The sequence below is a fragment of the Oceanobacillus saliphilus genome (genome assembly GCF_023522835.1).
Lineage (GTDB): Bacteria > Bacillota > Bacilli > Bacillales > Amphibacillaceae > Oceanobacillus > Oceanobacillus saliphilus.
On record NZ_JALCZU010000003.1, the window covers coordinates 71613 to 95783 of the forward strand.

Below are 24171 nucleotides of genomic sequence, written 5' to 3' on the forward strand. Positions count from 1 at the left end.
CCAAACAGGTATACTATCTATTAGTTTACCATATTGATTCCATCGTTCGAAATTAATTTTTAGTTTAAGAGATTATCAAAACATGTACGTCAATAGTTTTAACGAATAAAAAAAGTTGACAAATATAGGAAAGCATGAGATTATAGATAAGTTAATAAAGTAACAATAAGTGATCTGGCATTCTACAATGTTTTTGAAGATGCTTATTCACACTGGCGCGACTAAGGGGTCGCAAGGACGTAAGAGCAGGATGGGCTTACGTTGCTTAAGTTAGAGAACTGTGAAAAGTTTAAGTGACCGGTTAGCGACACAGACTAAGCAAGTTGATCGGAACTGAAGCTGGACACCCAGTGGAACATGTACCGCGGTTAAGTGAAATTGATGAAAAGAAAATTTCCCACCCGAAAAAATCGGGATTAAAAAATAATATCTTACGTGTTACTTTTAAAACAAAGGGGTACTCTTTTAGTAAGGGGTGCTCCTTTTCCAATTTACGGCTGATTTTAAATTAGTTAACTACATATAACTATGAAAGAAAGAAGGTTGAAACATGAATACACTTGCAACAGGAACAGTTGAGATAATGACCGTTTCCCGCAAAATCGATACGGGCTATGTACTTGTAAAAGATGGTCATGAAGCATTGCTTCACCACAATGAAACCGAAAGTGAACTGGAAACTGAACAGCAGATTGAAGTCTTTCTATACAATGATAAGAAAGGAAATATTGCTGCAACAACTAAGCTTCCAACTATCCAGATGGATGTATATGACTGGGCTGAAGTCGTAGAGGTCGTTCCCCGATTGGGAGCATTCGTATCGATTGGCACTTCGAAGGATATGCTCGTCTCCAAAGACGATTTGCCGCTATTTGAAACCGTCTGGCCAAAGCAAGGGGATAAATTATTCGTAACCCTTGGCAGAGACCAAAAAGGAAAGTTGCTAGCAATACCGGCAACAGAAGGTATTGTTGCAAGAGAAGTTGACGCAGCTCCGGAAGAGTTACTTAACAAAAAGGTGAGTGGAACGGTTTATCTTACCGATAAGGAAGGATCTGCAATCATTACAACGGATAATCATAGAGGATTCATTCACCATTCCGAGCGAAAATCGGAACCGAGAATCGGAGAATTTGTTGAAGGCAGAGTTATTGACGTAAAAGATGATGGATCCATTAACGTTTCGCTTCGTCCATTGAAACAAGATAGTATCGATTTAGATGCCGAAGCAATCCTGCACCATCTAGAAGTAAATGGTGGCGTAATCCCATTCAGTGATAAAAGCGATCCTGAAGATATCCGCGGCACTTTCCAAATGAGCAAAGCTGCCTTCAAACGCGCATTGGGTAGACTTTTAAAAGAAGGTAAAATTGAACAACGTGATGGAAATACGTATTCAAAATAGCAACCATACTGTGCCTGCTTAAGGGACTTTCAAGCAACAAAAAACTGCAGAAGCTGTTATCCAGCTTCTGCAGTTTTTTGTTAAGCATTTACGTTTCTGTAAGCATCCAAAATGGAAGTAATAACAAATCCGATTGCCGCTGCGAACAAGGCTGCGATTCCCCAACCGCCAAATCCTGCTCCAAGCAAATCCACTTTTGGAGCGATGGAAGCAACTCCCAATAACAATAATCCAACAATTACTAAAAAGATGTTTGGATAGTATGGAGAATAGGATTCTTTCGTAGACATTTTAACAAGAATAATATTCGCAACAACGATTATTGCTGTCAAAATTGCCCCAATTGTAATAACTGCCTGTATCATTTCTTTCACCCCAATTAAGTTAAATTACACTACTTATAGTCTACAATTGAAAAGTTTCAAAGTCAATCGAATTATCACTTTTCAACGTATTGTTACGACGTTGGACAAAAGTCCCCTGGAACTGACAAAACAGTTACTTTCCAGCGATTCTGCCAACTTGTCCATCCTCAAGTCTAACTTTTATTCCATGTGGATGGAATTCAGATTTGGTTAGTAAGTCTTTTACTATTCCTTCCGTTGTCTTACCGGTTCGCTGATCTTTTTTCAGTACGATTTCAACTTGCAGTCCTGGATGAATATTTTTTCGGTATCTTCCGTCGATCATTATTTTCTGGCTCCTATCATTTTATGGATTACTACTATCATAACAGGTAGCACTCAATTATTGTATCGTTTACAAGCCTGTTTAATCATTATTTACGGAGATAATATCCAGCACGATTGATTAAGATGGATTCAAAATAAGCAGCGCTTGATTCTTGGTTACGAGTGCTTAATTCGAGTGGAAAGCGCTCTCCTTGGGAGCGAGTAGTTAATTCAATTGGCGAGCGCTCAGGTCTTGGCTAGCTTGAGGCCCTAGCTAAAACTAGAGCATACCGGAACCACATAGCACTTATTTTTGGAATAAACCCTTGGTAAGTCGAATTAATGATAGTATGATATAAATATTGAGGGGGAATCAGAATAATGAAATTTCAAGATTATCCATACGAAAGACCTGTACTTCAAGAGGAACAAACTAAATTCAAGCAACTTTTAAACACGTTTACGGAAGCGGATTCATTAAACGAGGCCACAGATGCAATAAAAGCGATTAATACTTTCCGCAACAGACTGTCGACGCTTTTTAATCTCGTTTATATTCGCGCATCTATTGATACAAGAGATGAATATTATCAGGCGGAAAGGGATTATTTCGATGAAATTGAGCCCGAAATAAAAGCGATGAACACAGAATTTTATAAGGAACTAATCAAATCACCTTACCGTGTGGAACTGGAAGTACAATTTGGTTCCCAATTATTTCAAATTGCGGACTTTGAAATCAAATCATTTTCACCAGAAATTATTCATTTGCTGCAGAAGGAAAACAAGCTCTCTTCCGAATATTCCAAACTAGTTGCTTCTGCAGAAGTTGAGTTCCAGGGTAAAACCTATACACTTGCACAGCTTGCACCGTTCGCTCAAAGTGAAGAAAGAAATATCCGGAAGCAGGCTGTAACAGCTAGCGCAGGTTTTTTTGCAAGTCATACGGACAAGTTTGACTCCATTTATGACCAACTCGTTAAAACGCGTCATGAAATTGCGGTAAAACTCGGTTATAATAACTTTGTTGAAGTCGGTTACCTACGTATGCTGCGGATCGATTATAATTCAGAAATGGTTAAAGTATTCCGCAAACAGGTCCGGGAATCTATTGTCCCACTAGCAACAAAGCTTTATGAAAAACAGGCAGCTCGTATCGGTGTAGATTCACTAAAATTTTACGATGAGAACTTTAAATTCAAAAGTGGAAATGCGAAGCCTAAAGGGTCACCAGAATGGATTATAGAAAACGGGAAGAAAATGTATCAGGAACTATCTGAGGAAACAAACGAATTTTTCCAATTCATGCTTGATAGAAACCTATTAGATCTGGAAGCTAAAAAAGGCAAGGAAGCTGGTGGCTATTGCACGTTTATAGAGGACTATGAAGCACCATTCATTTTCGCTAACTTTAATGGGACTTCAGGTGACGTCGATGTGCTGACACATGAGGCAGGCCATGCGTTTCAAGCATATTCCAGTCGTAACATCGGTGTTCCGGAATATATATTCCCTACTAGTGAATCAGCAGAAATTCATTCCATGAGTATGGAGTTTTTCACATGGCCATGGATGGAACTTTTCTTCCAAGAAGACGCTGATAAATATAAATACTCCCATTTGGCGGATGCCCTGCAGTTTCTGCCTTATGGCGTTGCAGTCGATGAATTTCAGCATCTTATTTACGAGAATCCGGAATGGACGCCTGCACAGCGGAAGGAAGCCTGGAAGAAGCTTGAAGAAATCTATTTGCCGCATCGGGATTATGACGGCAATGCGTATTTGGATTCCGGGGCTTACTGGCAGCGCCAAGGACATATTTATGAAGTTCCTTTCTATTATATTGATTATACGCTTGCCCAAATTTGTGCCTTCCAATTTTGGAAAAAATCCCTTGAAGATTATAAACATGCATGGGAAGATTATTTAAACCTATGTAAACTCGGAGGCTCAAAACCATTCCTTGGATTAGTAGAAGCTGCCAATCTTCGTTCACCTTTTGAAGAAGGCTCGGTTGAAACAGTCGTCGAGACAATCGAATCCTGGCTGGAATCAGTGGATGATGCAGCTCTATAATATAAAGTAATAAATGAGGAGCACTCCAACTTTGGGTGCTCCTCATTTATTCCGACACAGCACCAGCAATCCAGACCATACTCGAAAAGGGGCAGTCGAAAGCAATCTTAATACTGAATTAATACAATCTCAGTACCTTTTATGCTAGAATGAGGTTAAAATCGCTGACATAAAGGAGATCAACATGACGTTTAAAGCACTTTTTTTGGATATAGACGGTACGATACTAAAACCGGATCATACATATACCGAAACAACGAAGACAGCCATCCAGCAAGTTAAAGAGAATGGGATGGAAGTTTTTATCGCCACGGGCAGACCTCTTATTGAAGTAAAGGACCTTGCCCGGGAATTAAATGTCGATTCATTTATTGGTTACAATGGCGCCTATGCTGTCTATCAGGAACAAACGATTATCAATGAGCCAATCGACGAATTACTTATCCGGAAATTTCTGGACATAGCGAAAGACAACAATCATGAAATGGTCCTTTACACGAAAGACAGAAACTACTATACATCACTTGACCATCCATATGTAAAGCAATTTAACGATCTATTTCAACTAAAGCAAAACGCATTGTTCACATATGATGTTGCCGATGAGATTATCGGAGCGACTGCCATGAACATCGGACCTTCAGAAGCCTCCTTCTATGAGATTGAAGCTAATATCCGTATGTCACAAGTGAACATTGAAGGGGCAACAATGGCGTATGATATTATTCGTAAAAATGTGAATAAAGGAGAAGCCATCACGAGGATCCTTGATCGATTGAATATACCGAAAGAACAGGCGATTGCATTTGGGGACGGAATGAATGATAAAGAAATGCTGCAGGCAGTCGGAGAAGGTTTCGCAATGGAAAATGCCCATCCAGATCTTTTCCGTTATGCAAAACATCGAACAACCTCCGTATCTGATTCCGGTATATTCAATGGTTTGAAAGAGCTCGGACTAGTAAAATAAATTGTTGAGGTGCAGAGATTGCACCACTTTAGTTCATGAACGGAGTAATTTCAAGGTTCACGAAAAAACACGTAAATCTGCTTTAATATGAGTTAAATTCACTGAATCCCGTGTTATCAACCTTTGAGTGACAGACTTAGTTTATTATCTCCTACCTGCTAAAAAAGCAAAGCCTCCATTGGTACAAGGCTTTGCTTTTTTGTTTACTCACTCCTTTATGCTCGTCTTTGTAAATGCTCTAAATATCCGTTAGTAATGTTCCTACAGAAAGAACCCACCGTACAAAAGCGCACCTGCAATGACAAAGGCAGGATGGACATTTAATCTTTCAATTAGAAAATAACTGAGTACCACAATAATTGCTGTTGGAACAAACCCAATCCCAATATAGGATTCACTCAAAAAGTTCCATGCCATCACACCAAGCAAGATGGCAATAACTGGTTGAACGAAAAGCGTCAGTCGTTTTACCTTCGGGGACTGCTTATATTTTAATAGAATGCCGCCAAGAAGAATCATCAATAGTAAGGAAGGGGCAACATTTGCAAATACACTAACAATTGACCCTAGCACCCCGCCAACTTCATAGCCGATATAGCCGGCCATTTTTGTAGCGATTGGTCCTGGAAGTGAATTTCCGAGAGCAAGTACTTCACCAAATTCCTGTACGGTCATCCATTCATATCTTTTTACAACTTCATTTTCAACAAGCGGGATGGATGCAGGTCCACCCCCATACCCGAGAATACCAGGTATAAAGAATGCTAGAAAGAGTTGAACATATATCATGACTTGTCACCTTCTTTACGACCAACATCTTCGTTACTATTCTTTACCGGAAGTGATAGAGCTAGTATCAGTAACACAGCAATTACAATTCCGGGGTGAATGTTCAGCATTTGCAGCAATATAAAAACAATGATAATCATCAAAAGTGCTTTTCCCCAGCCGAAGCCTTTTCCTGCTTTTTTGGCAAATTGCCACGTAAGAACAGCCATCATCATTCCCACTACCGGAACTACAGCTGCTGTCATTCCTTGTACCCAGTCAAAATCACGAATACCGGAAAGCGAAGTCAGCAAAATAATCATCAATAGGATGGTAGGAATAACGGAAGCGATTAAGGCATTCATCATCCCAATCACCCCTGAAACCCGATACCCTATGTACCCAGCCAATTTCGTTGCTATTGGCCCAGGCAATGTATTCCCAATCGCAAGGATATCACCAAATTCCTCGTTATCCATCCATTTATATTTTTCTACTACTTCTTTTTGAATAAGTGGGATGGATGCAGGTCCACCACCGAACCCGAGCATACCAACCCGAAAAAAAGCGATAAATATATTCCATTGAGTTTTCATTCGTCACAAACCTTTTTAAGTTATTCTGTCAGCTGTCCTTACCAAGCTGCAACGGTACCATCTGTTCTAGATTCTGTCCCACCGACCAATACACCGGTTTCGGGATTTCGCCATATAATCTGGCCACGACCGAAGCTATTCGGTTCATGCTGTATGGTAACGTCATGTCCTTTGGCTGCCAATTCCTGGGTAATATGATGTGCGAAGCGATTTTCCACTTCTACGGTTTTCCCTTTCATCCATTGCCACCTTGGCGCATCAAGAGCAGCCTGTGGATTTAATTTGAAATCCACCGTGTTCATCACAACTTGTACATGTCCCTGTGGCTGCATGAAACCACCCATCACCCCAAACGGACCGACAGGCTGATTATCCTTCGTAAGGAATCCAGGAATAATGGTATGGAACGTTCTCTTTCCACCTGACAGTGCATTAACATGTTCTGGATCCATTGAAAAGTTATGGCCTCGGTTTTGTAATGCAATTCCAGTCCCTGGCACTACAATTCCGGAACCAAATCCCATATAATTACTTTGGATAAAAGAAACCATATTTCCTTCCTTGTCTGCAGCTGCCAAATAAACGGTACCACTTGCCGACGGATCTCCAGCTTCCGGAAGAAGCGCTTCATCTCCAATTAATGTTCTGCGCTGTTGTGCGTAGGATTCATTCAAGATTTCCTCTATAGATCGTTTCATATGTTTTTCTTCGGTCACATGCTTGAGCCCATCAGCATAAGCAAGTTTCATTGCCTCAATCTGCTTATGATAGGTACCCACCGATTCCTTTGCCGGAAACTCAAAGCCTTTTAAAATATTCAATGCCTGTAGTGCCACAATCCCCTGACCGTTCGGGGGAATTTCCCACACATCATAGCCACGATAATTTATATGGATGGGATCGACCCATTCAGGCTGATAATCTACCAAATCTTCTTTTGCTAGAAAACCCTCATTTTCAGATGAAAAAGCTGCGATTTTATCTGCAAGCCTTCCCCGGTAAAAGGATTCGGCAGCTGTGTCTGCAATTTCCTGTAATGTAGTTGCATGATCTTCAGAGGACCAGACTTCCCCAACTTCAGGTGCTCTTCCCTCGGGAGCGAATGTCTTAAACCAACTTTCAAACGCAGCATCTGTTAATTTTTCTTTAAACGAACGATAGGAAGCTTTCCAATACTTTGCGAGTGTAGGGGATATCGGAAACCCTTCCCTTGCATATGTAATTGCAGGCTCAAGAAGCTCCTTAAATGGTAATTTCCCGAACCGCTTAGAGAGTTCTGCCCATGTTCCCGGTGCACCTGGAACCGTTACTGGAATTAATCCGTGGGTTGGAATTTCCTCGAGCCCTCTATCTTTAAGAGCATGAATGGAAATACGTTTTGGAGATTTTCCACTCCCATTAAGTCCATGTAGCTTACCTTTTGTCCAAACAAGTGCAAAGGCATCACTACCAATTCCATTCGATGTCGGTTCTACTACAGTAAGACATGCAGCGGCTGCGATTGCTGCATCAATGGCATTTCCGCCTTTTTTTAAAATATCCAACCCCGCCTGGGCAGCCAATGGCTGGGATGTGGCTACCATCCCATTTTTAGCATAAACAGGTTTTTGTGAAATAGGATATGGATTTGATTGATTTGTACGAAACATTTTATTTCCCCCTCTGTTTCTATGTGTTTTATTTATGATGGTGTCTGATGAATAACACCTGCTAATTCTCCCAATCCCCTGTCCCTGTATCCTCACAGGAACCATACTCACCTTGCTCGGGCAAACTATTTAAATACCCTTGTCGCCTCGACAGCTTTCTGCCACCCGGCATATAACTGATCTCGTTTTTCTTGTTCCATTTCTTGATGGAAGGTTCTCTCATTTTTCCATTGTTTTGCAATTTCCGCTTTGTCTTTCCAATAGCCTACCGCCAAACCGGCCAAATAAGCCGATCCCAATGCGGTCGTTTCTTGCACTGCAGGCCTTTCCACCGGGACGGATAGAATATCACTCTGAAATTGCATGAGTAGGTTATTTTTTACGGCACCACCGTCTACCCGAAGTGTTTTCAATTCGATACCCGATTCAGCTATCATTACATCCAGAACATCTTTCGTCTGGTATGCAAGTGCTTCCAAAGTTGCCCGAATAAAATGATTTTTTGTTGTTCCTCTGGTGAGACCAAATACAGCACCTCGCACGTCGCTGTCCCAGTATGGCGTACCGAGTCCGACAAATGCCGGCACCATATATACCCCGTCCGTTGAATCCACAATAGATGCAAAAACTTCAGCCTGTGGTGCACTGTCTATGAGCTTTAATCCATCACGTAGCCACTGTACCGCTGAACCAGCTACAAATATACTGCCTTCCAGAGCATACTCCACTTTTCCATTAACTCCCCAGGCCAATGTTGTTAGCAAGCCATTCTCCGAAACAACCCCTTTTTCACCAGTATTCATCAGCATAAAACAACCTGTTCCATAGGTGTTTTTTGCCATTCCTTTTTCAAAGCATGCTTGCCCAAACAATGCCGCTTGCTGGTCTCCCGCAATTCCTGCAATCGGCACTTCGTAACCAAAGAAATGATAAGACATTGTATTTGTATAAATTTCTGAGGAATCGCGGACTTCCGGAAGCATGCTTTTTGGAACAGTTAGAATTTCCAGTAGTTCATCATCCCATTTCAAATCGTATATATTATACATTAATGTTCTTGAAGCATTGGAATAATCTGTAATATGGGTGGAGCCACCCGAAAACATATAGACCAACCAAGAATCGATTGTACCGAAGAGGAGATCACCGTTGTCAGCTTTTTCTCTAGCTCCTTCTACATGGTCCAGAATCCACTTCACTTTTGTACCGGAAAAATACGGATCAATCAAAAGGCCGGTCTTTTTACGAAATAATTCCTCATGGCCACTCTCCCTTAATTCCTTACAGATATTCTCTGTTTGACGTGACTGCCACACGATAGCTTTATAAATCGGCTTACCTGTTGTTTTATCCCATACAACCGTTGTTTCTCGCTGGTTCGTAATACCGATTCCGGCTATCTCATTCGGGTTAATATCCGATTTCCTCAAAACTTCTGCAATACAGGCAAGCACAGAATTCCATATTTCATTCGCATCATGCTCAACCCAGCCAGGTTTTGGAAAGAACTGCTCGAATTCTCGCTGGGCGGTTTCAACAATCATGCCATCATGATTAACAATAACTGCCCTTGAACTTGTTGTACCCTGGTCAATGGACAGGATGTACTTTTTTTCCATCATCGCCACTCCTTTTCAGTCGTACAAGGTTACCTTGTTTCCATTATACGTTATTTAGTGATTATTTTTAATTATTCTACCTATTATTTTTCTGTTGTATAATTGTGTCTTTTTACAAGTCTATACTAGTACAGATGTAATTACCTATGCTTGTACAGTTAAGCGCACTCACTGTCACACTTTGTTAACAACTTATATATCTGTTTCAAATATATATGTGTTATGATTAACACAGGAAATGTTCATTGTTTCACAAAGTTAATAGTATCAATTAATTATACAGGAGGGTTATTGATGAATATAGCTACTCAACAAAAAAAAGAATTTAATAGTGGAAAATGGGAAAAAGAGATTGATGTACGTGACTTTATCATGCAAAACATAACACCTTATACCGGGGAGGAAAGCTTTCTATCCGGACCTACAGTAAACACTACTCAACTTTGGAATCAAGTGATGGAATTAACAAAACAGGAACGGGAAAATGGTGGGGTTTTGGATATGGATACTTCCATCGTATCTACAATTACTTCACATGGGCCTGGCTACTTGAATAAAGATACGGAAAAAATTGTCGGTGTTCAGACAGACGAACCATTCAAACGATCTCTTCAGCCATTTGGTGGGATTCGGATGGCGGAAGATGCACTTGAAGCATATGGGTATAAAATCGATGAAAGAGTAAAACATATTTTCTCAGATTATCGTAAGACACACAACCAGGGCGTATTTGATGCATATACTCCTGAAATGCGGGCTGCGAGAAAAGCGGGAATTATTACAGGACTGCCTGATGCATACGGACGAGGAAGAATTATCGGAGACTACCGTCGCGTTTCATTATATGGTGTAGATGCTTTGATTGAAGCCAAAAAACAAGATCATGCTTCCACAGGTCATGATGGAGTCATGTCGGAGGAAATCATACGTGACCGTGAAGAATTATCCGAACAGATTCGCGCTTTGAAGGAATTGAAACAGCTGGGAGCAACTTATGGATTTGATATTTCCAAACCTGCAAGAAATGCGACAGAAGCTTTTCAGTGGCTATATTTTGGATACTTGGCTGCAATCAAAGAGCAAAACGGTGCAGCAATGAGTTTAGGAAGAGTTTCCACGTTTTTAGATATTTATATTGAACGTGACCTTCAAAACGGCGTGATGACTGAAGAAGACGCACAGGAACTGGTCGACCATTTTGTCATGAAACTGAGACTTGTGAAATTCGCTAGAACACCGGACTACAATGAACTATTCAGTGGAGATCCAACATGGGTAACCGAATCCATCGGTGGAATTGCCAATGACGGAACACCACTCGTTACAAAAAGCTCCTACCGTTTTCTGCATACACTGGATAATCTAGGACCGGCACCTGAACCAAACTTAACTGTCTTATGGTCCGATAAATTACCGCAGAATTTCAAACAGTATTGTGCAAAAATGTCGATAAAAACAAGTTCCATCCAATATGAAAATGATGATTTGATGCGAGAACAATTTGGCGATGATTATGGGATTGCCTGCTGTGTTTCTGCAATGGAAATCGGTAAGCAAATGCAATTTTTCGGTGCCCGTGCAAACCTTGCTAAAGCAATGCTCTATGCAATCAATGGTGGCGTGGATGAAAAATCATTCGAACAAATAGCACCTGTCAGCGATCCAATTACTTCCGACTATTTAAACTATGAAGAAGTAATGGAAAAATACGATAAAATGATGGATTGGCTTGCTGGTTTATATGTCAATACTTTGAACGTCATCCATTTTATGCATGATAAATATAGCTATGAACGAATTGAAATGGCATTGCATGACAAGAAAATACTGCGTACGATGGCTACCGGTATTGCCGGATTATCTGTTGCTGCAGACGCCTTGAGTGCTATTAAATTTGCAAATGTGAAAGTTTTACGCAATAAAGATGGCTATGCTGTTGATTACGAAATCGAAGGCGACTTCCCTAAATACGGAAACAACGATGACCGGGTAGACCAAATTGCTGTAGACCTTGTTAAATCATTTATGAATAAAATCAGACAGCATAAAACATACAGAAATTCATTACCGACACTTTCTGTATTAACCATCACTTCTAATGTCGTTTATGGTAAGAAAACAGGTAATACACCTGATGGCAGGAAATCCGGAGAACCATTTGCACCAGGTGCCAACCCGTTACATGGCCGCGATCAAAAAGGTGCGCTTGCCTCATTAAGTTCTGTTGCAAAATTACCATATGATCAGGCACTGGACGGAATCAGCAATACGTTCTCCATTGTCCCGAAAGCTTTAGGTAAAGAGGAAGACACGAGAAAAAGCAATCTCGCTGGAATGCTTGATGGATACACCATTAAAGGTGGACATCATTTAAATGTCAACGTATTTGACAAAGAGACATTACTCGATGCGATGGACCATCCGGAACAATATCCACAATTGACAATTCGCGTTTCCGGTTATGCCGTTAACTTTATTAAACTGACAAGAGAACAGCAAATCGATGTAATTAACCGTACGTTCCATGAGAGCTTATAGGAAGGTAACTATCAGAAACTGAAAGATAAGGGGAGGTTTTTCGAATGAAAGGTAGAATTCATTCCATCGAGACATGCGGGACTGTGGACGGTCCCGGTCTCCGTTATATTATATTCATGCAAGGGTGTCCCCTGCGCTGCCAATTCTGTCATAACCCGGATACTTGGAAAATGGGTGACGGTGAAGAAATGACCGTTCAGGAACTCGTGGATGATATTAAAGATTACCTCCCCTTCTTTCAAGCTTCTGGAGGCGGGGTAACCGTAAGCGGTGGTGAGCCGCTCCTTCATGTGAAATTTCTTGTGGAACTATTTAAAGAACTCAAGAAGCTAAATATACACACAGCAATCGATACTGCCGGTGGATGTTTTTCCAAATCACCAACCTTTTTAAAGTCGATGGATGAGCTGTTAGATATGACAGATTTAGTTTTAATGGATATTAAGCAGATCAATCCGGCTAAACATAAGATTCTTACTGGTATGGACAATCAGCAAATACTCTCACTCGCAACCTATTTGAGTGACAAACAAATACCTGTCTGGATCCGCCATGTTCTTGTTCCCGGTCACAGTGATAATGATGAAGATTTAAATCAGCTATCTGAGTTTATAAGTACGCTAACAAATGTAGAAAAAATTGAAATCCTTCCCTATCATAAAATGGGCGTCTACAAATGGGAAGCTCTCGGACTGGACTATCCGCTTGAAGGCGTAGAACCACCGACAGAAGAACGCGTTGCAAATGCGACGGAGATATTAAATAGAAGTTTTATAAAGAAAAACAGCCTGAGTTAGTTCTCAGGCTGTTTTGGTTTGGTAGCTCGTCCCACAGTTATTTTTCCGGCAAAACCGCATCGGTTGTCATGACCCACTCATGAATCTCGTAACCTCTTGCACCTTGAACAACATACGGGTCATTTTTCACAATCGCTTCTACCTCATCATAATTTTCAGCCATATAGATAACCATACCACCAGTCCCATCTGCAAAGCGGCCTTTAGCGAAGACTTTACCTTCTTTTCCAAGTTTCTCCAAATAATCCAAATGGTCTGGGCGATATTTCTGGCTTTTCCCCTCATCCAGCATCGGTGAAAACGCAGCAAAATATTTCATATGTACTAACCTCTCCTCCTCTAACAATATACCCCCATTATACCGCTGATAACAGGTGCCTGTCACTCCCTGAACTTTGTCGGAAATTGTCGTCTATGGGGCTGTGGCTGATGATAGCTTCTTACGGAAGTTATTTTGCTGCTACTATGTCCCACATAACTCTCCTCCAGCCATCATCCCACCAACTAACAAAAGCCCTGCCACTACCCAGGCAGGACTTCAACACATCATTATTCACTAACCTTAATATCATATTTCCTAAGCCAGTAATCGATTTGACAGAGGTGGGCAATAAGTTGTGGTCCGCGCATAAGCTGACCATACCATGGATCTTTAAACTCGTTTCCTTCACTTTTTACAATAGCTTCCACTTTTTCACGCTTCATGAATTCAAAGAGTCTTGCACCAGGGTCAACCAAGATTTCTTCCATCCATTTTACTACTTGCTCGGTATAATTGGGCTGAAACGTTCGTGGATATGGACTTTTCTTTCGATAAAGCACTTCTTCTGGTAAAATTCCTTCCATCGCTTTTCTTAAAATGCCTTTTTCCCTGCCTTCCAAGTTTTTCATGTCCCATGGCATATTCCATGCATATTCGACAAGTCGGTGATCCGCATACGGCACACGGACTTCCAAGCTTGCGCCCATACTCATCCGGTCCTTACGATCAAGCAGTTGAGCCATAAACCATTGGATATTCAAATAAAAAATTTCTCTTCGCCTTGCGTCTTCTAGGTTTTCACCATCAAGTTTTGGTGTTTCCGTTATCGTCTCTTCATAGCGTTTTTGTACATAGGATTTGAGATCCAACTTCCTTTGCCATTCGGGGAGCAGTAAATCGATCCGCGAATCAAGGGACCTCATCCAAGGAAATCCATCTCCTTCCCAAATTGGATCGTGAAACCAGGGATATCCACCGAAAATTTCATCCGCACATTCACCAGATAATGCGACGGTAGTATGTTCCTTAATACGCCTACAAAACCATAATAAGGAGGAGTCAATATCAGCCTGGCCCGGCTGATCCCTCACATCAACAGCTTCTTTCAAAAATGCTGCAAGCTGATCTCCTGTAATCATTTCATCGTGATGAACTGTATCAAAATCCTTCACCATTTTCTCAATCCATGGCCTATCACTGGAAGGCTGAAATTTGCTTGACTGAAAATGTTCATCATTGCCTTCATAGTCGATGGAAAATGTCGCTAATGAACCAGTATCGTTTTCTTTAAAATAGTTAGACGCTATCGCGGTAATCGCACTTGAATCCAAACCACCGGATAAAAATGTAGAGACTGGGACATCTGCGACTAACTGACGCTGAACTGCATCAACGAATAACGCTCTTACCTTTTCGGCTGTTTCTTCCACAGAATCAAGATGTGGCTTGCTGACCATATTCCAGTAGCGCCAAACCTTCAAACCATTTGCTGAAAAAGTTAACGAATGACCGCCACGCAGTTCTTTTATCCCTTTAAACAAACCATGTCCAGGGGTTCTGGAAGGACCAAGCCCAAAAATTTCCGAAAGCCCATCCCGGTCAATTTCAGCATCCACATCGAAATGTGCAAGTACTGCCTTCAGCTCGGATCCAAAAATAAATTGACCACCTTTTTCATGATAAAATAATGGTTTCACACCGAGACGGTCTCGTGACATGTACAGCTGGTTCTTTTCTTCATCCCAAATACCGAAAGCGAAGATTCCGTTCAGATGGTCTACACAGTCTTCCTTCCATTCGATATAGGACGTCAGTAATACTTCTGTATCCGATGTAGTATAAAAATGATAGCCTTTTTGCAGAAGAACTTGTCTTAAATCATCCGTATTATATAACTCTCCATTGTAGACAATTGTATACGTAGTCCCATTCTGCTTCTTGCTCATCGGTTGTTTACCGCCTTCTAGATCAATAACCGATAGACGCTTATGTCCAAAACCCGTATGCCCATTCAGCCAATATTGCGTTGCATCGGGTCCCCGCAATGCCAATGTTTCCGTCATTTTTTCCAATACTGTCTTTTGTGTGTCTGCCTTCCTGTTCCAATCAACAAAACCAGTAATTCCGCACAACTGCTATCACCCTTTCTGATGCAACCTAGGTCACCATTCATCGTATGCAAAGACTGGGCGGGAAGTGAATTCTATGAACAAAACAATAGTGAGCCTACCAAACATAGGAGGGCTAGCGAGAGACCGGAAAAAACACCTCTAGAGAGCTAAGCGTTCCCCAAGGTGTTACATCATCTATTATTTTCTGATAGAAGAAATCAGATGGAAGATTTGTTTTGTTTGTTCATAAAGGTATTGATCTGCTTTTTCCATACTTTCTTCCAATGTAATTGGTTTATTGATAATGGAAAAGCAACCCGAAAAACTTTCTCGTAACACATCACTGTTTTCCTTTAAACTGCCGGAAATCAGAACTGCTGGTACATTATATTTTCTAGCAAGTGTTGCTACATAACCAGGAGCTTTCCCGTACAGCGTTTGTTCATCACTCTGGCCTTCTCCTGTAAGAACAAAATCGGCGTTTCGGATTGCTGTCTCCAAGTCCATTGTGTTCCCAACAAGTTCTGCTCCAGATACAAGTTCTGCACCTAGAACGAGAAATGCGAAGCCTAACCCTCCTGCAGCCCCTGAACCAGGAGTCCCTTTAACCGATTTATTAATCTTTGACTCTATTAAATTCGAATAGAAATCAAGAGCTTCGTCATATTTTTTAACCTGTTCACTAGTTGCCCCTTTTTGTGGTCCGTAAACGATACTCGCCCCACGATTCCCGCAAAGAGGATTATCAACATCACACGCCACGTTGATACGAACCTTGGATAAGCGTTTATCTAAACCGGTAACATCAACTTCTTTTATATGCAGCAAGTCTTTGCCGTAAGGGCCTGTATGACGGTTACTAGCATCGATTGACTTCATTCCTAAAGCTTGGAGCATACCAAGTCCTCCATCATTTGTTGCACTTCCGCCGAGACCGACGATAAACGCTGTACACCCTTTATCTAAAGCGTGCAGGATCACTTCACCAAGTCCATAGGAAGTTGTGAGATCTGGATTGCGTTTTGCTTTGGCAACCTGGAAAAGCCCGGCTATTTTTGCATATTCAATGACTGCAGTCTTTCCATCAATTATTCCATACGTTGTTGAGATTTGATTTCCTAATGGGCCTGTGCATTTCGTCGTGACAGTTACTGCGCTTGTCGCAGTTACGAGTGATTCCAAAGTTCCTTCCCCGCCATCTGCCATCGGTTTAAGAAGTACAAAGGCATCAGGGTAAATCTCCATGACAGCTTTCTTCATGATGCTAGATGCATCACTAGATGTAAGGCTTCCTTTATATGAATCTGGTGCAATGACAATGTTCATAACTGCCTCCCCACACATGACATCGCTTTCAAAGTAAGGTTCTTAAGAAGGGCCGCTTCGTGCAGCACCTCTCAATGAATAAGCATCGTTCTACTCGATAATATTTATATTCTCTCCATCACTAACAATAATTTTATTTGCCATTCCGATAAATAACCCGGTTTCCACTACGCCAGCAATTTCTTTTATGCTTGCATTTAACATAGCTGGATCAGCAATTACACCAAACGGACAATCAAGTAGGTAGTTCCCATTGTCCGTCATTAGAATGTCTCCATCCTTCTTTCTGAGCTGTGGTGTACAACCAAGCTTGGCTATTTCGTATGCAGTGCGTTCCCAAGCAAAAGGTAGAACTTCAATTGGTAATGGATACTTCCCTAAATTTGTAACCATTTTTGATGAATCAACTATAATAATTAGTTCTCTTGCAGCTTGGGCAATTATTTTTTCGCGAAATAAAGCTGCACCGCCACCTTTGATGAGTTGATGATTTTGGTCTACTTCATCAGCACCATCGATTGTCATATCCAGTACCTTCACTTCTGAAAAATCGGTGAGTGGTACGCCAAATTCATGTGCCCAGTTCTCTGTTTGTTTAGATGATGGAATTCCTTCGATATGTAACCCAGACGCTACGAGCTCTCCAAGTTTACGAATCATCCAATAGACTGTAGATCCAGAGCCTAGACCTACCTTCATTCCGTCCTTCACGAACGTTGCAGCCTTTTCTCCAACCGCCTTTTTCATTTGTTCCTGTTCAGTTAGCATCTAATCCCCTCCTTCTTATCTATCACTATTATAGCCTATTGATCCAAGTGAGCAAAATTGAAAATGAAAGGAATTGAAAAAAGGACTCGCAAAAGCGAGCCCTTTCCATGTAATTTTATTCTGGTAATACAGGATCTTCCTGAGTTAATCCAACTTCATGGAATTTATTATTCAAAGCCCACTCTGTTTGGATAGACCAATCGGTTACGCGGTTATTAACCGGCACTAACTTCGAACGGTATAGAGTTGGGAATACAGGAATTTCATCAACCATTAATTGCTGCCAATCTTTGTACACCTCTTGACGATACTCAATATCCATTGAATCCGCAGAAGCACCTCTTGCTAGAAGATCATCATTTTCTTCACTAGCGTAACGCGTATAGTTATATGCTGCTGTACGTCCATATAAACCATTTTGGTCTACGTCAGTACCAGTACCCCAAGCACCTTGATAAATGTCAATATCAGGATCATCTGCTTCTACACGATCATAGAAACTGTTGAATTCCATTAGACGTCCATCAACAAGTTCAACGTTAAGTCCAGCTTGTTCCCATGCTTGAATGTAATAGTTTGCAATCGGCTCGGCAACGTCGCCACCAGACATGGATGCAAATTTAATGACAAGCTCTTCACCATCAGGATTTTCACGAAGGCCATCCCCAGTTACATCCTCATATCCTGCTTCATCTAATATACGATTTGCTTCATCTAGATCATAGCTTGGTGTTTCAATTGTTGGATCATGGTAATCAGGGAATGACGGAATAATTAATGTTGTACCAGCCCAGCGAAGCCCATTATAGAAACGTTCACCAACTGTATCATTATCAACTGCATACCACATAGCACGGCGCAAGTTAACATCAGCCATTTTCGCATCTGGATCCATTACAACTTCACCAGCATCTGCGTCCCATGAGCCTAATTTAAACCCGATATACGTGTATGCATTATCAATTTGTCCTAAGAATTCCACATTTGTTAAGCTTTCTTCAACATCAGGATACTGATCTGTTGGGAAACTATCCACAACGTCAACGCCACCTGTTTCTAACTCGTTTGCTACTACTTGTGGTGCTACAACTTTAAGTGTAATACCATCAAGCTTTGGTGCACCTCGCCAGTAATCTTCATTTGCACTGTATGTTACTGACTCACCTGGAGTAATTGTTTCTACTTTAAATGGCCCGAATCCAATCGGGTTAACACGTACTGCATCTGATTCTGCCATCTCCTCGATAGGAATCTCTTCAAAGATATGTTTTGGCAGTGGTGAAGACCACAATCCACTTGCTAGAAGGGATGGATTTGCTTCTACAAAAGTAACTGCTAATGTTTTTTCATCAACAATTTCGATACCAGAAATCGTATCCACTTCTCCTGCATTATAATCTGCCATTCCTACAACACTTTCAATATAGTAATAACGTACCCCTTCATACTCTGGGCTACCAATTACTTCATAGGCAAATAATAAGTCTTCCGCTGTAACAGGTTCCCCATCGTGCCAATTTACATTATCACGAATGTTGAATGTTATGGTTACAGTTCCATCTTCATTCTCCGTTAAGTCCCATTCAGCTGCACCTTCTTGCGTGTAGTTGAAGTTATTGTCAATTGCCAATAGGTTTTCATCAAAGAACTTCAACACCTCATAGTCAGGGTTCCCTTCATAGAAAACACGGTTTAAAACACCTTCAAAAACCGTATCGGACACTAAACCATAGTTTAATGTACCGCCTTCTATTGCTTCTCCTTCATTTGTTTTATCGACATTAAAGTCGTCAATGGAGTATATCCCATCAGACTCCTCAGCTTCTTCTCCATCTTCTGTACCTTCTTCTGTACCCTCTTCTGTATCTGTACCAGAGTCAGTGCCTTCCGTCTCTTCATCAGAACCGCCACTACATGCAGCCAATACTAGTAGAAAAACTAACATTAGGGCTAGTAGAAGCTTACTAAAACTAACTTTCTTCATCCTTGTAACCTCCCTTTTTTTTTACTTCTTTTTCTTACATTACGCAAGCATTAAAATTTGCGTAATATCTATACTCAACATCAATATATATTGATGTAGGTACCAATGTAATTACCGGTCAAGCATCCAGTGTTAAAAAATGCAACTAGCCCCTTCGTTGACGGGCATCGGTTGCACGTCGTAATGCTTCGCCGACATTTCTTACCGCAAGCATTAATACTAAAATCAATACTGCTGCTGGTGCCCAAATCCACCATCTGAATTCAAGCGTTTGTGGATTTCTTGCATAACTGAGCAATGTCCCTAAACTTGGGGTACTTTCAGGAAAACCAAAACCTAGGAAAGAAAGCCCCGATTCCAAACCGATATTTGCAGCTAGATTTAGCGTCATCGTCACAATGATAAGTGACGTTATATTTGGTAGTACCTGTGTGAAGATAATTTTAAAGTTAGATGTGCCCAATGTTTTCGAAGCTTGCGCATAATCCAGCTCTTTCTCCTGAAGCGCCTTCGATCGTATTAGTCTCGCTATTCCCATCCACGAAAATGCCGTCATAATTAATGAAAATGTAAACGTATTATAAGATGGTACAATCGATACAAATACAATAATAATCATAATAAACGGTAAAATTAGGAAGAAATCCAATATACGCATCATTACATTATCTATATGCCCACCAAAGTACCCAGCAACAAGACCATAGGTTACACCAATTATTCCACTAAGTAATGTTACGAGAAAGCCTATCCACAAGGAATTCCTTGTTCCAATAATTAACTGGCCGAAAACATCCCTGCCGCCATAATCTGTTCCTAATATAAATTCATCAGAAGGTGGCTCATTAATCGCAAACAAGTCAACCCTTACAATCTCTTTCTGATCTAGAATCATAGAAACACCAAATACTGTAACTGTAACTAAAACTAAGAATATTAATGACAGAAGTGCTAGTTTATCCCGAACGAGTTCACGCCAGAGGATAAGCATTGCTGATGGACTTTTCGTCTGATCCCCCACGATTCTATTATTGATTTCCATTATTATTCACCTCATCAGAGTCTATCGAGTTTCTATTTAATACGAATTCTTGGGTCAACTAGACTTAATATAATATCAGATAATAAAGCTCCTAAAATGGATGCCGTACCGAACAAAAGAACGAGTGCAGTTACAACGCTATAATCACGTAACAAAATGGTTTCGAGAAACAGTGCACCCATACCTGGATATCCGAATATCTGTTCGATGAAAATGGTCCCCGAGATTAAGGAAGTAATCTCCCATCCAAAAAAGGCTGCTATCGGTAATAATGAGTTTCTAAGAATATGTCTGTTGTAGACCCTTGATTCAGAAGCTCCTTTTGCTCTAGCGGTAATAATAAAATCTTTTTGTTTCGTATCGACAATCTCACTTCGCAAATACTGAACGGTAGAAACCGTTGCGATTAATGCCATTGATAATGCTGGCAGTAGTAAATGTTTAAATTTACTGATTACATAATCCATCGACCCCGGTGTCAATCCCGGCTGGACACTTCCGCTCGTAGGAAACCATCCAAGCTGGTAGCCAAACACCCAAACCATAACCAATGCAAATATAAACAATGGTGTTGCAAAACCTAAGTACGTGTACCCCGTAATCGCCTGATCCAACAATGTATCATTATAACGTCCACTTGTAATTCCTAATGGGATCGCAATGATATATGTAAAGATTAACGTAACAAGCGATAACCAAAATGTATTTGCAAGACGTTGACCTAATAATTCAGTAACCGGCATTTTAAATCGGAAGGACTGTCCAAAGTCACCCTGTGCTATACCTGTTACCCAATCGGAATACTGAACATACCATGGATTATTAAGTCCCAATCTTTCTCTAATTTGTTCTTTAATCTCTGGACTAACATTCGGATCTACCTGTCCAGTCAGAGCATCACCTGGCATCATTTGTGCCATCAGAAATACTAAAACGCTTAATAGTACAATTTGAGGAAGTGTGATTAAAAGTCTTCTAACAATAAATTTCCACATATACGTATCAACCTTTCCCTGGAAGAGCAACCAGATGTGTTTCCGATACTGGATGCAAACCGTATGCTAGACCCTCTTTGTCAAAGTAATCATCGTAGGAATGTTCATATTCCCTCTGTACTTCTTTACGGAATTTAAACTGTTCCGCACGATTCCTTGGATTAATATCAGGTATCGCGGCAATTAATCGTTTCGTATAAATATGCTGCGGCCGATTAAAAATATCTTCCTTTGTGCCCTGTTCGACATATCGACCTTTATACATGATGGCTATCTCATCACACATATGTTTGACGATTCCCAGATCATGACTTATAAACAAATAGGTTAAGTTTAATTCTTTTTGAATATCCTGCATGAAATTCAACACTTGCGCCTGTACAGAAACATCCAATGCTGAAACCGGTTCATCTGCAATAATTAGCTTCGGCTTTAATGCAATCGCTCTCGCAACCCCGATACGCTGTCTCTGACCGCCAGAGAATTCATGTGGATATTTCAAAATACTTTCCGGACTTAAGCCGACTAGCTCCAACAATTCCTGTACACGTTTTTTCTCTTCCTGCTTGGAAAGCTTTTCAAAATTGCGAAGAGGTTCTGCAATGACATCAAGGACACGTTTTCTTGGATTTAGAGAAGAATATGGATCCTGAAAAATCATTTGAATATCCTTCTTTACATCCTTCGTCTTACTTTTTTTCGACGTTATATCCGTACCTTCAAATAAAATCCTGCCTGATGTAATATCGTTTAAGCCGATAATGGCTCTTCCTGTAGTTGTTTTCCCTGATCCTGATTCACCTACTAGTCCATATGTTTTCCCCTGTTCCACAGAGAAGGAAACGCCATCAACTGCCTTTATGTGACCTACCGTACGGTTAAGAATTCCACCTTTAATCGGAAAATGTATTTTTAAATCTTCAACATCAAGAAACCCCATCTGATTGTTCCTCCTTGCTTTCCTCTGGGATGTAAAAATGTTCATGGCATGTGCAACGTACAAAGTGGCCAGGAGAAACCTCATGCAATACAGGATTTTCCTCATGCGCCGATTCATTAATCCAAGGAATTCTGGCAGCAAAACGACAACCCGTACGCGGTAGGTTTTTTAGTGATGGAACGATACCCTGTATAACATGTAATTTATCCTGTCCTTCTGCAGGCACAGAATTCAATAATGATTTCGTATAAGGATGCAGGGGATTTTCAAATAATGAGTAAACATCGGCAATTTCAACAATTTGTCCAGCATACATTACCGCAACTCTATCTGCCATCTCAGCCACAACACCGAGGTCATGTGTAATAAGGATGATTCCGGCGTGAATATCTTCTTTCAGCTCTCGGATCAAATCCAATATCTGCGCCTGAATGGTAACATCCAATGCGGTAGTAGGCTCGTCCGCAATCAGTAATTCCGGTTTATTAGCAATTGCAATCGCAATGACAACACGCTGCCTCATCCCACCTGATAATTCATGCGGAAATTGTCCATATACATATTCCGGTTTCGGAATTCCTACCATGTTTAACAATTCAATTACCCGTGTCCTCCGCTGTTTCTGGGACATATCAGGTTTATGAAGGAGTAACGTTTCGGCAATTTGGTCACCTATTTCCATCAATGGATTCAGCGCTGTAAGCGGATCCTGGAATATCATCGCCAAATCGTCTCCACGCAGTTTATTAAGTTTTGAATTTGACATTTTCACAAGATCCTGTCCATTCAACATAATATTGCCTTCTATTTTTACACGGTTATGTAACCCCATAATTGAAAATGCAAGTGCGCTCTTACCTGAACCGGATTCTCCAACAATACCTAAAACTTCATTTTTATTTATCGTTAATGTTACATCATCAACAGCAGCGTAATAACCGTCACCAATTCTAAATGATGTAGTTAGGTTTTTAATTTCCAATAATTCGTTACCCAAATTAATCCCCCTAATGAATTTATTTATTCGACGATGGAATGCCTTCTAAATTAATGGAAGGTTACAATTTTTCATCAGGAAAAACTGCTGACTGTATGGAAGCATCTGATTCATCTATGAAATATCAACTTTCAAAACTGAACAATCTGATAACTTTTTATATAGAAAAATAAGACTAACCTTTTTAAAGTGAGCGAATGAAATATATATCTAATAAATGAACAGTTTCATGTGTGACTTTTCTGATAATTTAAGTTTAGAAAACATACTTATTCGGTGACAGGCATTCCTTGTACTAACTGCCAAGTAAAGATATGGTCTGCTATGTATGACAGTTTTTTTATTTGTCCCTACAGAATTCCTGTTTTTGTTTCTCAGCCTCGATATTATCCCGGAAATTTTGCAAACTAGTTATTAAGTCTACCATCTCTGAAATGCAAACGTAAAAAAAACTTAATATACTTACAAATTATAAGTGAAGAATTTTATAAATGCAATACGTTTTCACAAAATTTTACAGTAATAGATTCAAATAATTGTCGTTAAATGATTAATATACGATCGAAAAACATTGTATTTAAAGGGTTTTAGTAACTTGGAAAATTTTGCTTATCCCTTGGTTTATTTTTCTTTATTTATGAAAATCTTCGGAGATTT

Annotated in this window: 20 protein-coding genes; 5 read left to right on the plus strand and 15 right to left on the minus strand. The window is 40.4% G+C overall.

Features of this window, described 5'->3' with window-relative positions; all coding sequences use genetic code 11:
* The first annotated feature begins 550 nt into the window (after positions 1 to 550).
* Positions 551 to 1405, plus strand: coding sequence for a CvfB family protein (locus tag MN204_RS06635; protein WP_249870319.1), 855 nt, complete (start codon positions 551 to 553; stop codon positions 1403 to 1405).
* A gap of 80 nt (positions 1406 to 1485) precedes the next feature.
* Here the strand turns inward: MN204_RS06635 and MN204_RS06640 are convergent, their stop codons facing one another.
* The gene (locus MN204_RS06640; RefSeq protein WP_249870320.1) at positions 1486 to 1770 is read right to left on the minus strand and encodes a hypothetical protein; all 285 of its coding nucleotides are present in this window, start codon (positions 1768 to 1770) and stop codon (positions 1486 to 1488) included.
* Positions 1771 to 1903: 133 nt separating this feature from the next.
* Positions 1904 to 2095, minus strand: coding sequence for a YwbE family protein (locus tag MN204_RS06645; RefSeq protein ID WP_249870321.1), 192 nt, complete (start codon positions 2093 to 2095; stop codon positions 1904 to 1906).
* A gap of 362 nt (positions 2096 to 2457) precedes the next feature.
* Here MN204_RS06645 and MN204_RS06650 point away from each other — a divergent pair, with 362 nt between their 5' ends.
* Positions 2458 to 4152 (plus strand): M3 family oligoendopeptidase, encoded by a 1695-nt coding sequence (locus tag MN204_RS06650; protein WP_306798614.1) that lies wholly within the window; start codon positions 2458 to 2460, stop codon positions 4150 to 4152.
* Between the two features lie 184 nt (positions 4153 to 4336).
* Positions 4337 to 5122: an HAD family hydrolase gene (locus tag MN204_RS06655; protein ID WP_249870322.1), complete on the plus strand. Its 786-nt coding sequence runs from the start codon at positions 4337 to 4339 to the stop codon at positions 5120 to 5122.
* Positions 5123 to 5383: 261 nt separating this feature from the next.
* Here MN204_RS06655 and MN204_RS06660 read toward each other — a convergent pair whose 3' ends face one another.
* The 4 genes from MN204_RS06660 to glpK form a co-directional block, all read right to left on the minus strand.
* A complete protein-coding gene (locus tag MN204_RS06660; protein ID WP_249870323.1) occupies positions 5384 to 5911 on the minus strand; it encodes a chromate transporter in 528 nt (175 codons plus the stop codon).
* Positions 5908 to 6486, minus strand: coding sequence for a chromate transporter (locus MN204_RS06665; RefSeq protein ID WP_249870324.1), 579 nt, complete (start codon positions 6484 to 6486; stop codon positions 5908 to 5910). Before MN204_RS06665 ends, MN204_RS06660 begins: the two co-directional genes overlap by 4 nt.
* A gap of 38 nt (positions 6487 to 6524) precedes the next feature.
* Complete coding sequence (gene ggt / locus MN204_RS06670; RefSeq protein ID WP_249870325.1) at positions 6525 to 8135, minus strand: gamma-glutamyltransferase; 1611 nt, start codon at positions 8133 to 8135, stop codon at positions 6525 to 6527.
* Between the two features lie 125 nt (positions 8136 to 8260).
* Positions 8261 to 9754, minus strand: a complete 1494-nt coding sequence (gene glpK, locus MN204_RS06675; RefSeq protein WP_249870326.1) for a glycerol kinase GlpK — start codon at positions 9752 to 9754, stop codon at positions 8261 to 8263.
* Positions 9755 to 10048: 294 nt separating this feature from the next.
* On the opposite strand from glpK, the gene pflB reads away from it, so the two are divergent.
* The gene (gene pflB / locus MN204_RS06680; RefSeq protein WP_249870327.1) at positions 10049 to 12292 is read left to right on the plus strand and encodes a formate C-acetyltransferase; all 2244 of its coding nucleotides are present in this window, start codon (positions 10049 to 10051) and stop codon (positions 12290 to 12292) included.
* Positions 12293 to 12336: 44 nt separating this feature from the next.
* Entirely contained in the window at positions 12337 to 13089 is a 753-nt protein-coding gene (pflA, locus tag MN204_RS06685; protein ID WP_249870328.1) for a pyruvate formate-lyase-activating protein, read from the plus strand.
* 37 nt (positions 13090 to 13126) lie between these two features.
* Here pflA and MN204_RS06690 read toward each other — a convergent pair whose 3' ends face one another.
* The 9 genes from MN204_RS06690 to MN204_RS06730 all read right to left on the minus strand — a co-directional run bounded on the left by MN204_RS06690 (position 13127) and on the right by MN204_RS06730 (position 23514).
* Entirely contained in the window at positions 13127 to 13408 is a 282-nt protein-coding gene (locus MN204_RS06690; protein ID WP_249870329.1) for a YciI family protein, read from the minus strand.
* Positions 13409 to 13638: 230 nt separating this feature from the next.
* A complete protein-coding gene (asnB, locus tag MN204_RS06695; protein WP_249870330.1) occupies positions 13639 to 15483 on the minus strand; it encodes an asparagine synthase (glutamine-hydrolyzing) in 1845 nt (614 codons plus the stop codon).
* A gap of 177 nt (positions 15484 to 15660) precedes the next feature.
* Positions 15661 to 16788: a glycerate kinase gene (locus MN204_RS06700; protein WP_249870331.1), complete on the minus strand. Its 1128-nt coding sequence runs from the start codon at positions 16786 to 16788 to the stop codon at positions 15661 to 15663.
* Positions 16789 to 16878: 90 nt separating this feature from the next.
* On the minus strand, positions 16879 to 17556 hold the full coding sequence (rpiA, locus tag MN204_RS06705; protein ID WP_249870332.1) for a ribose-5-phosphate isomerase RpiA: 678 nt from the start codon (positions 17554 to 17556) through the stop codon (positions 16879 to 16881).
* A gap of 115 nt (positions 17557 to 17671) precedes the next feature.
* Positions 17672 to 19540, minus strand: coding sequence for an oligopeptide ABC transporter substrate-binding protein (gene opp4A / locus MN204_RS06710; protein WP_249870333.1), 1869 nt, complete (start codon positions 19538 to 19540; stop codon positions 17672 to 17674).
* A 145-nt stretch (positions 19541 to 19685) separates the two neighbouring features.
* Positions 19686 to 20582, minus strand: a complete 897-nt coding sequence (locus MN204_RS06715) for an ABC transporter permease (protein ID WP_249870334.1) — start codon at positions 20580 to 20582, stop codon at positions 19686 to 19688.
* Positions 20583 to 20614: 32 nt separating this feature from the next.
* Complete coding sequence (opp4B, locus tag MN204_RS06720) at positions 20615 to 21577, minus strand: oligopeptide ABC transporter permease (protein ID WP_249870335.1); 963 nt, start codon at positions 21575 to 21577, stop codon at positions 20615 to 20617.
* Between the two features lie 7 nt (positions 21578 to 21584).
* Positions 21585 to 22517 (minus strand): ABC transporter ATP-binding protein, encoded by a 933-nt coding sequence (locus MN204_RS06725; RefSeq protein ID WP_249870336.1) that lies wholly within the window; start codon positions 22515 to 22517, stop codon positions 21585 to 21587.
* Entirely contained in the window at positions 22504 to 23514 is a 1011-nt protein-coding gene (locus tag MN204_RS06730) for an ABC transporter ATP-binding protein (RefSeq protein WP_249870337.1), read from the minus strand. The genes MN204_RS06725 and MN204_RS06730 overlap by 14 nt, the downstream gene beginning before the upstream one ends.
* Positions 23515 to 24171: the final 657 nt, after the last annotated feature.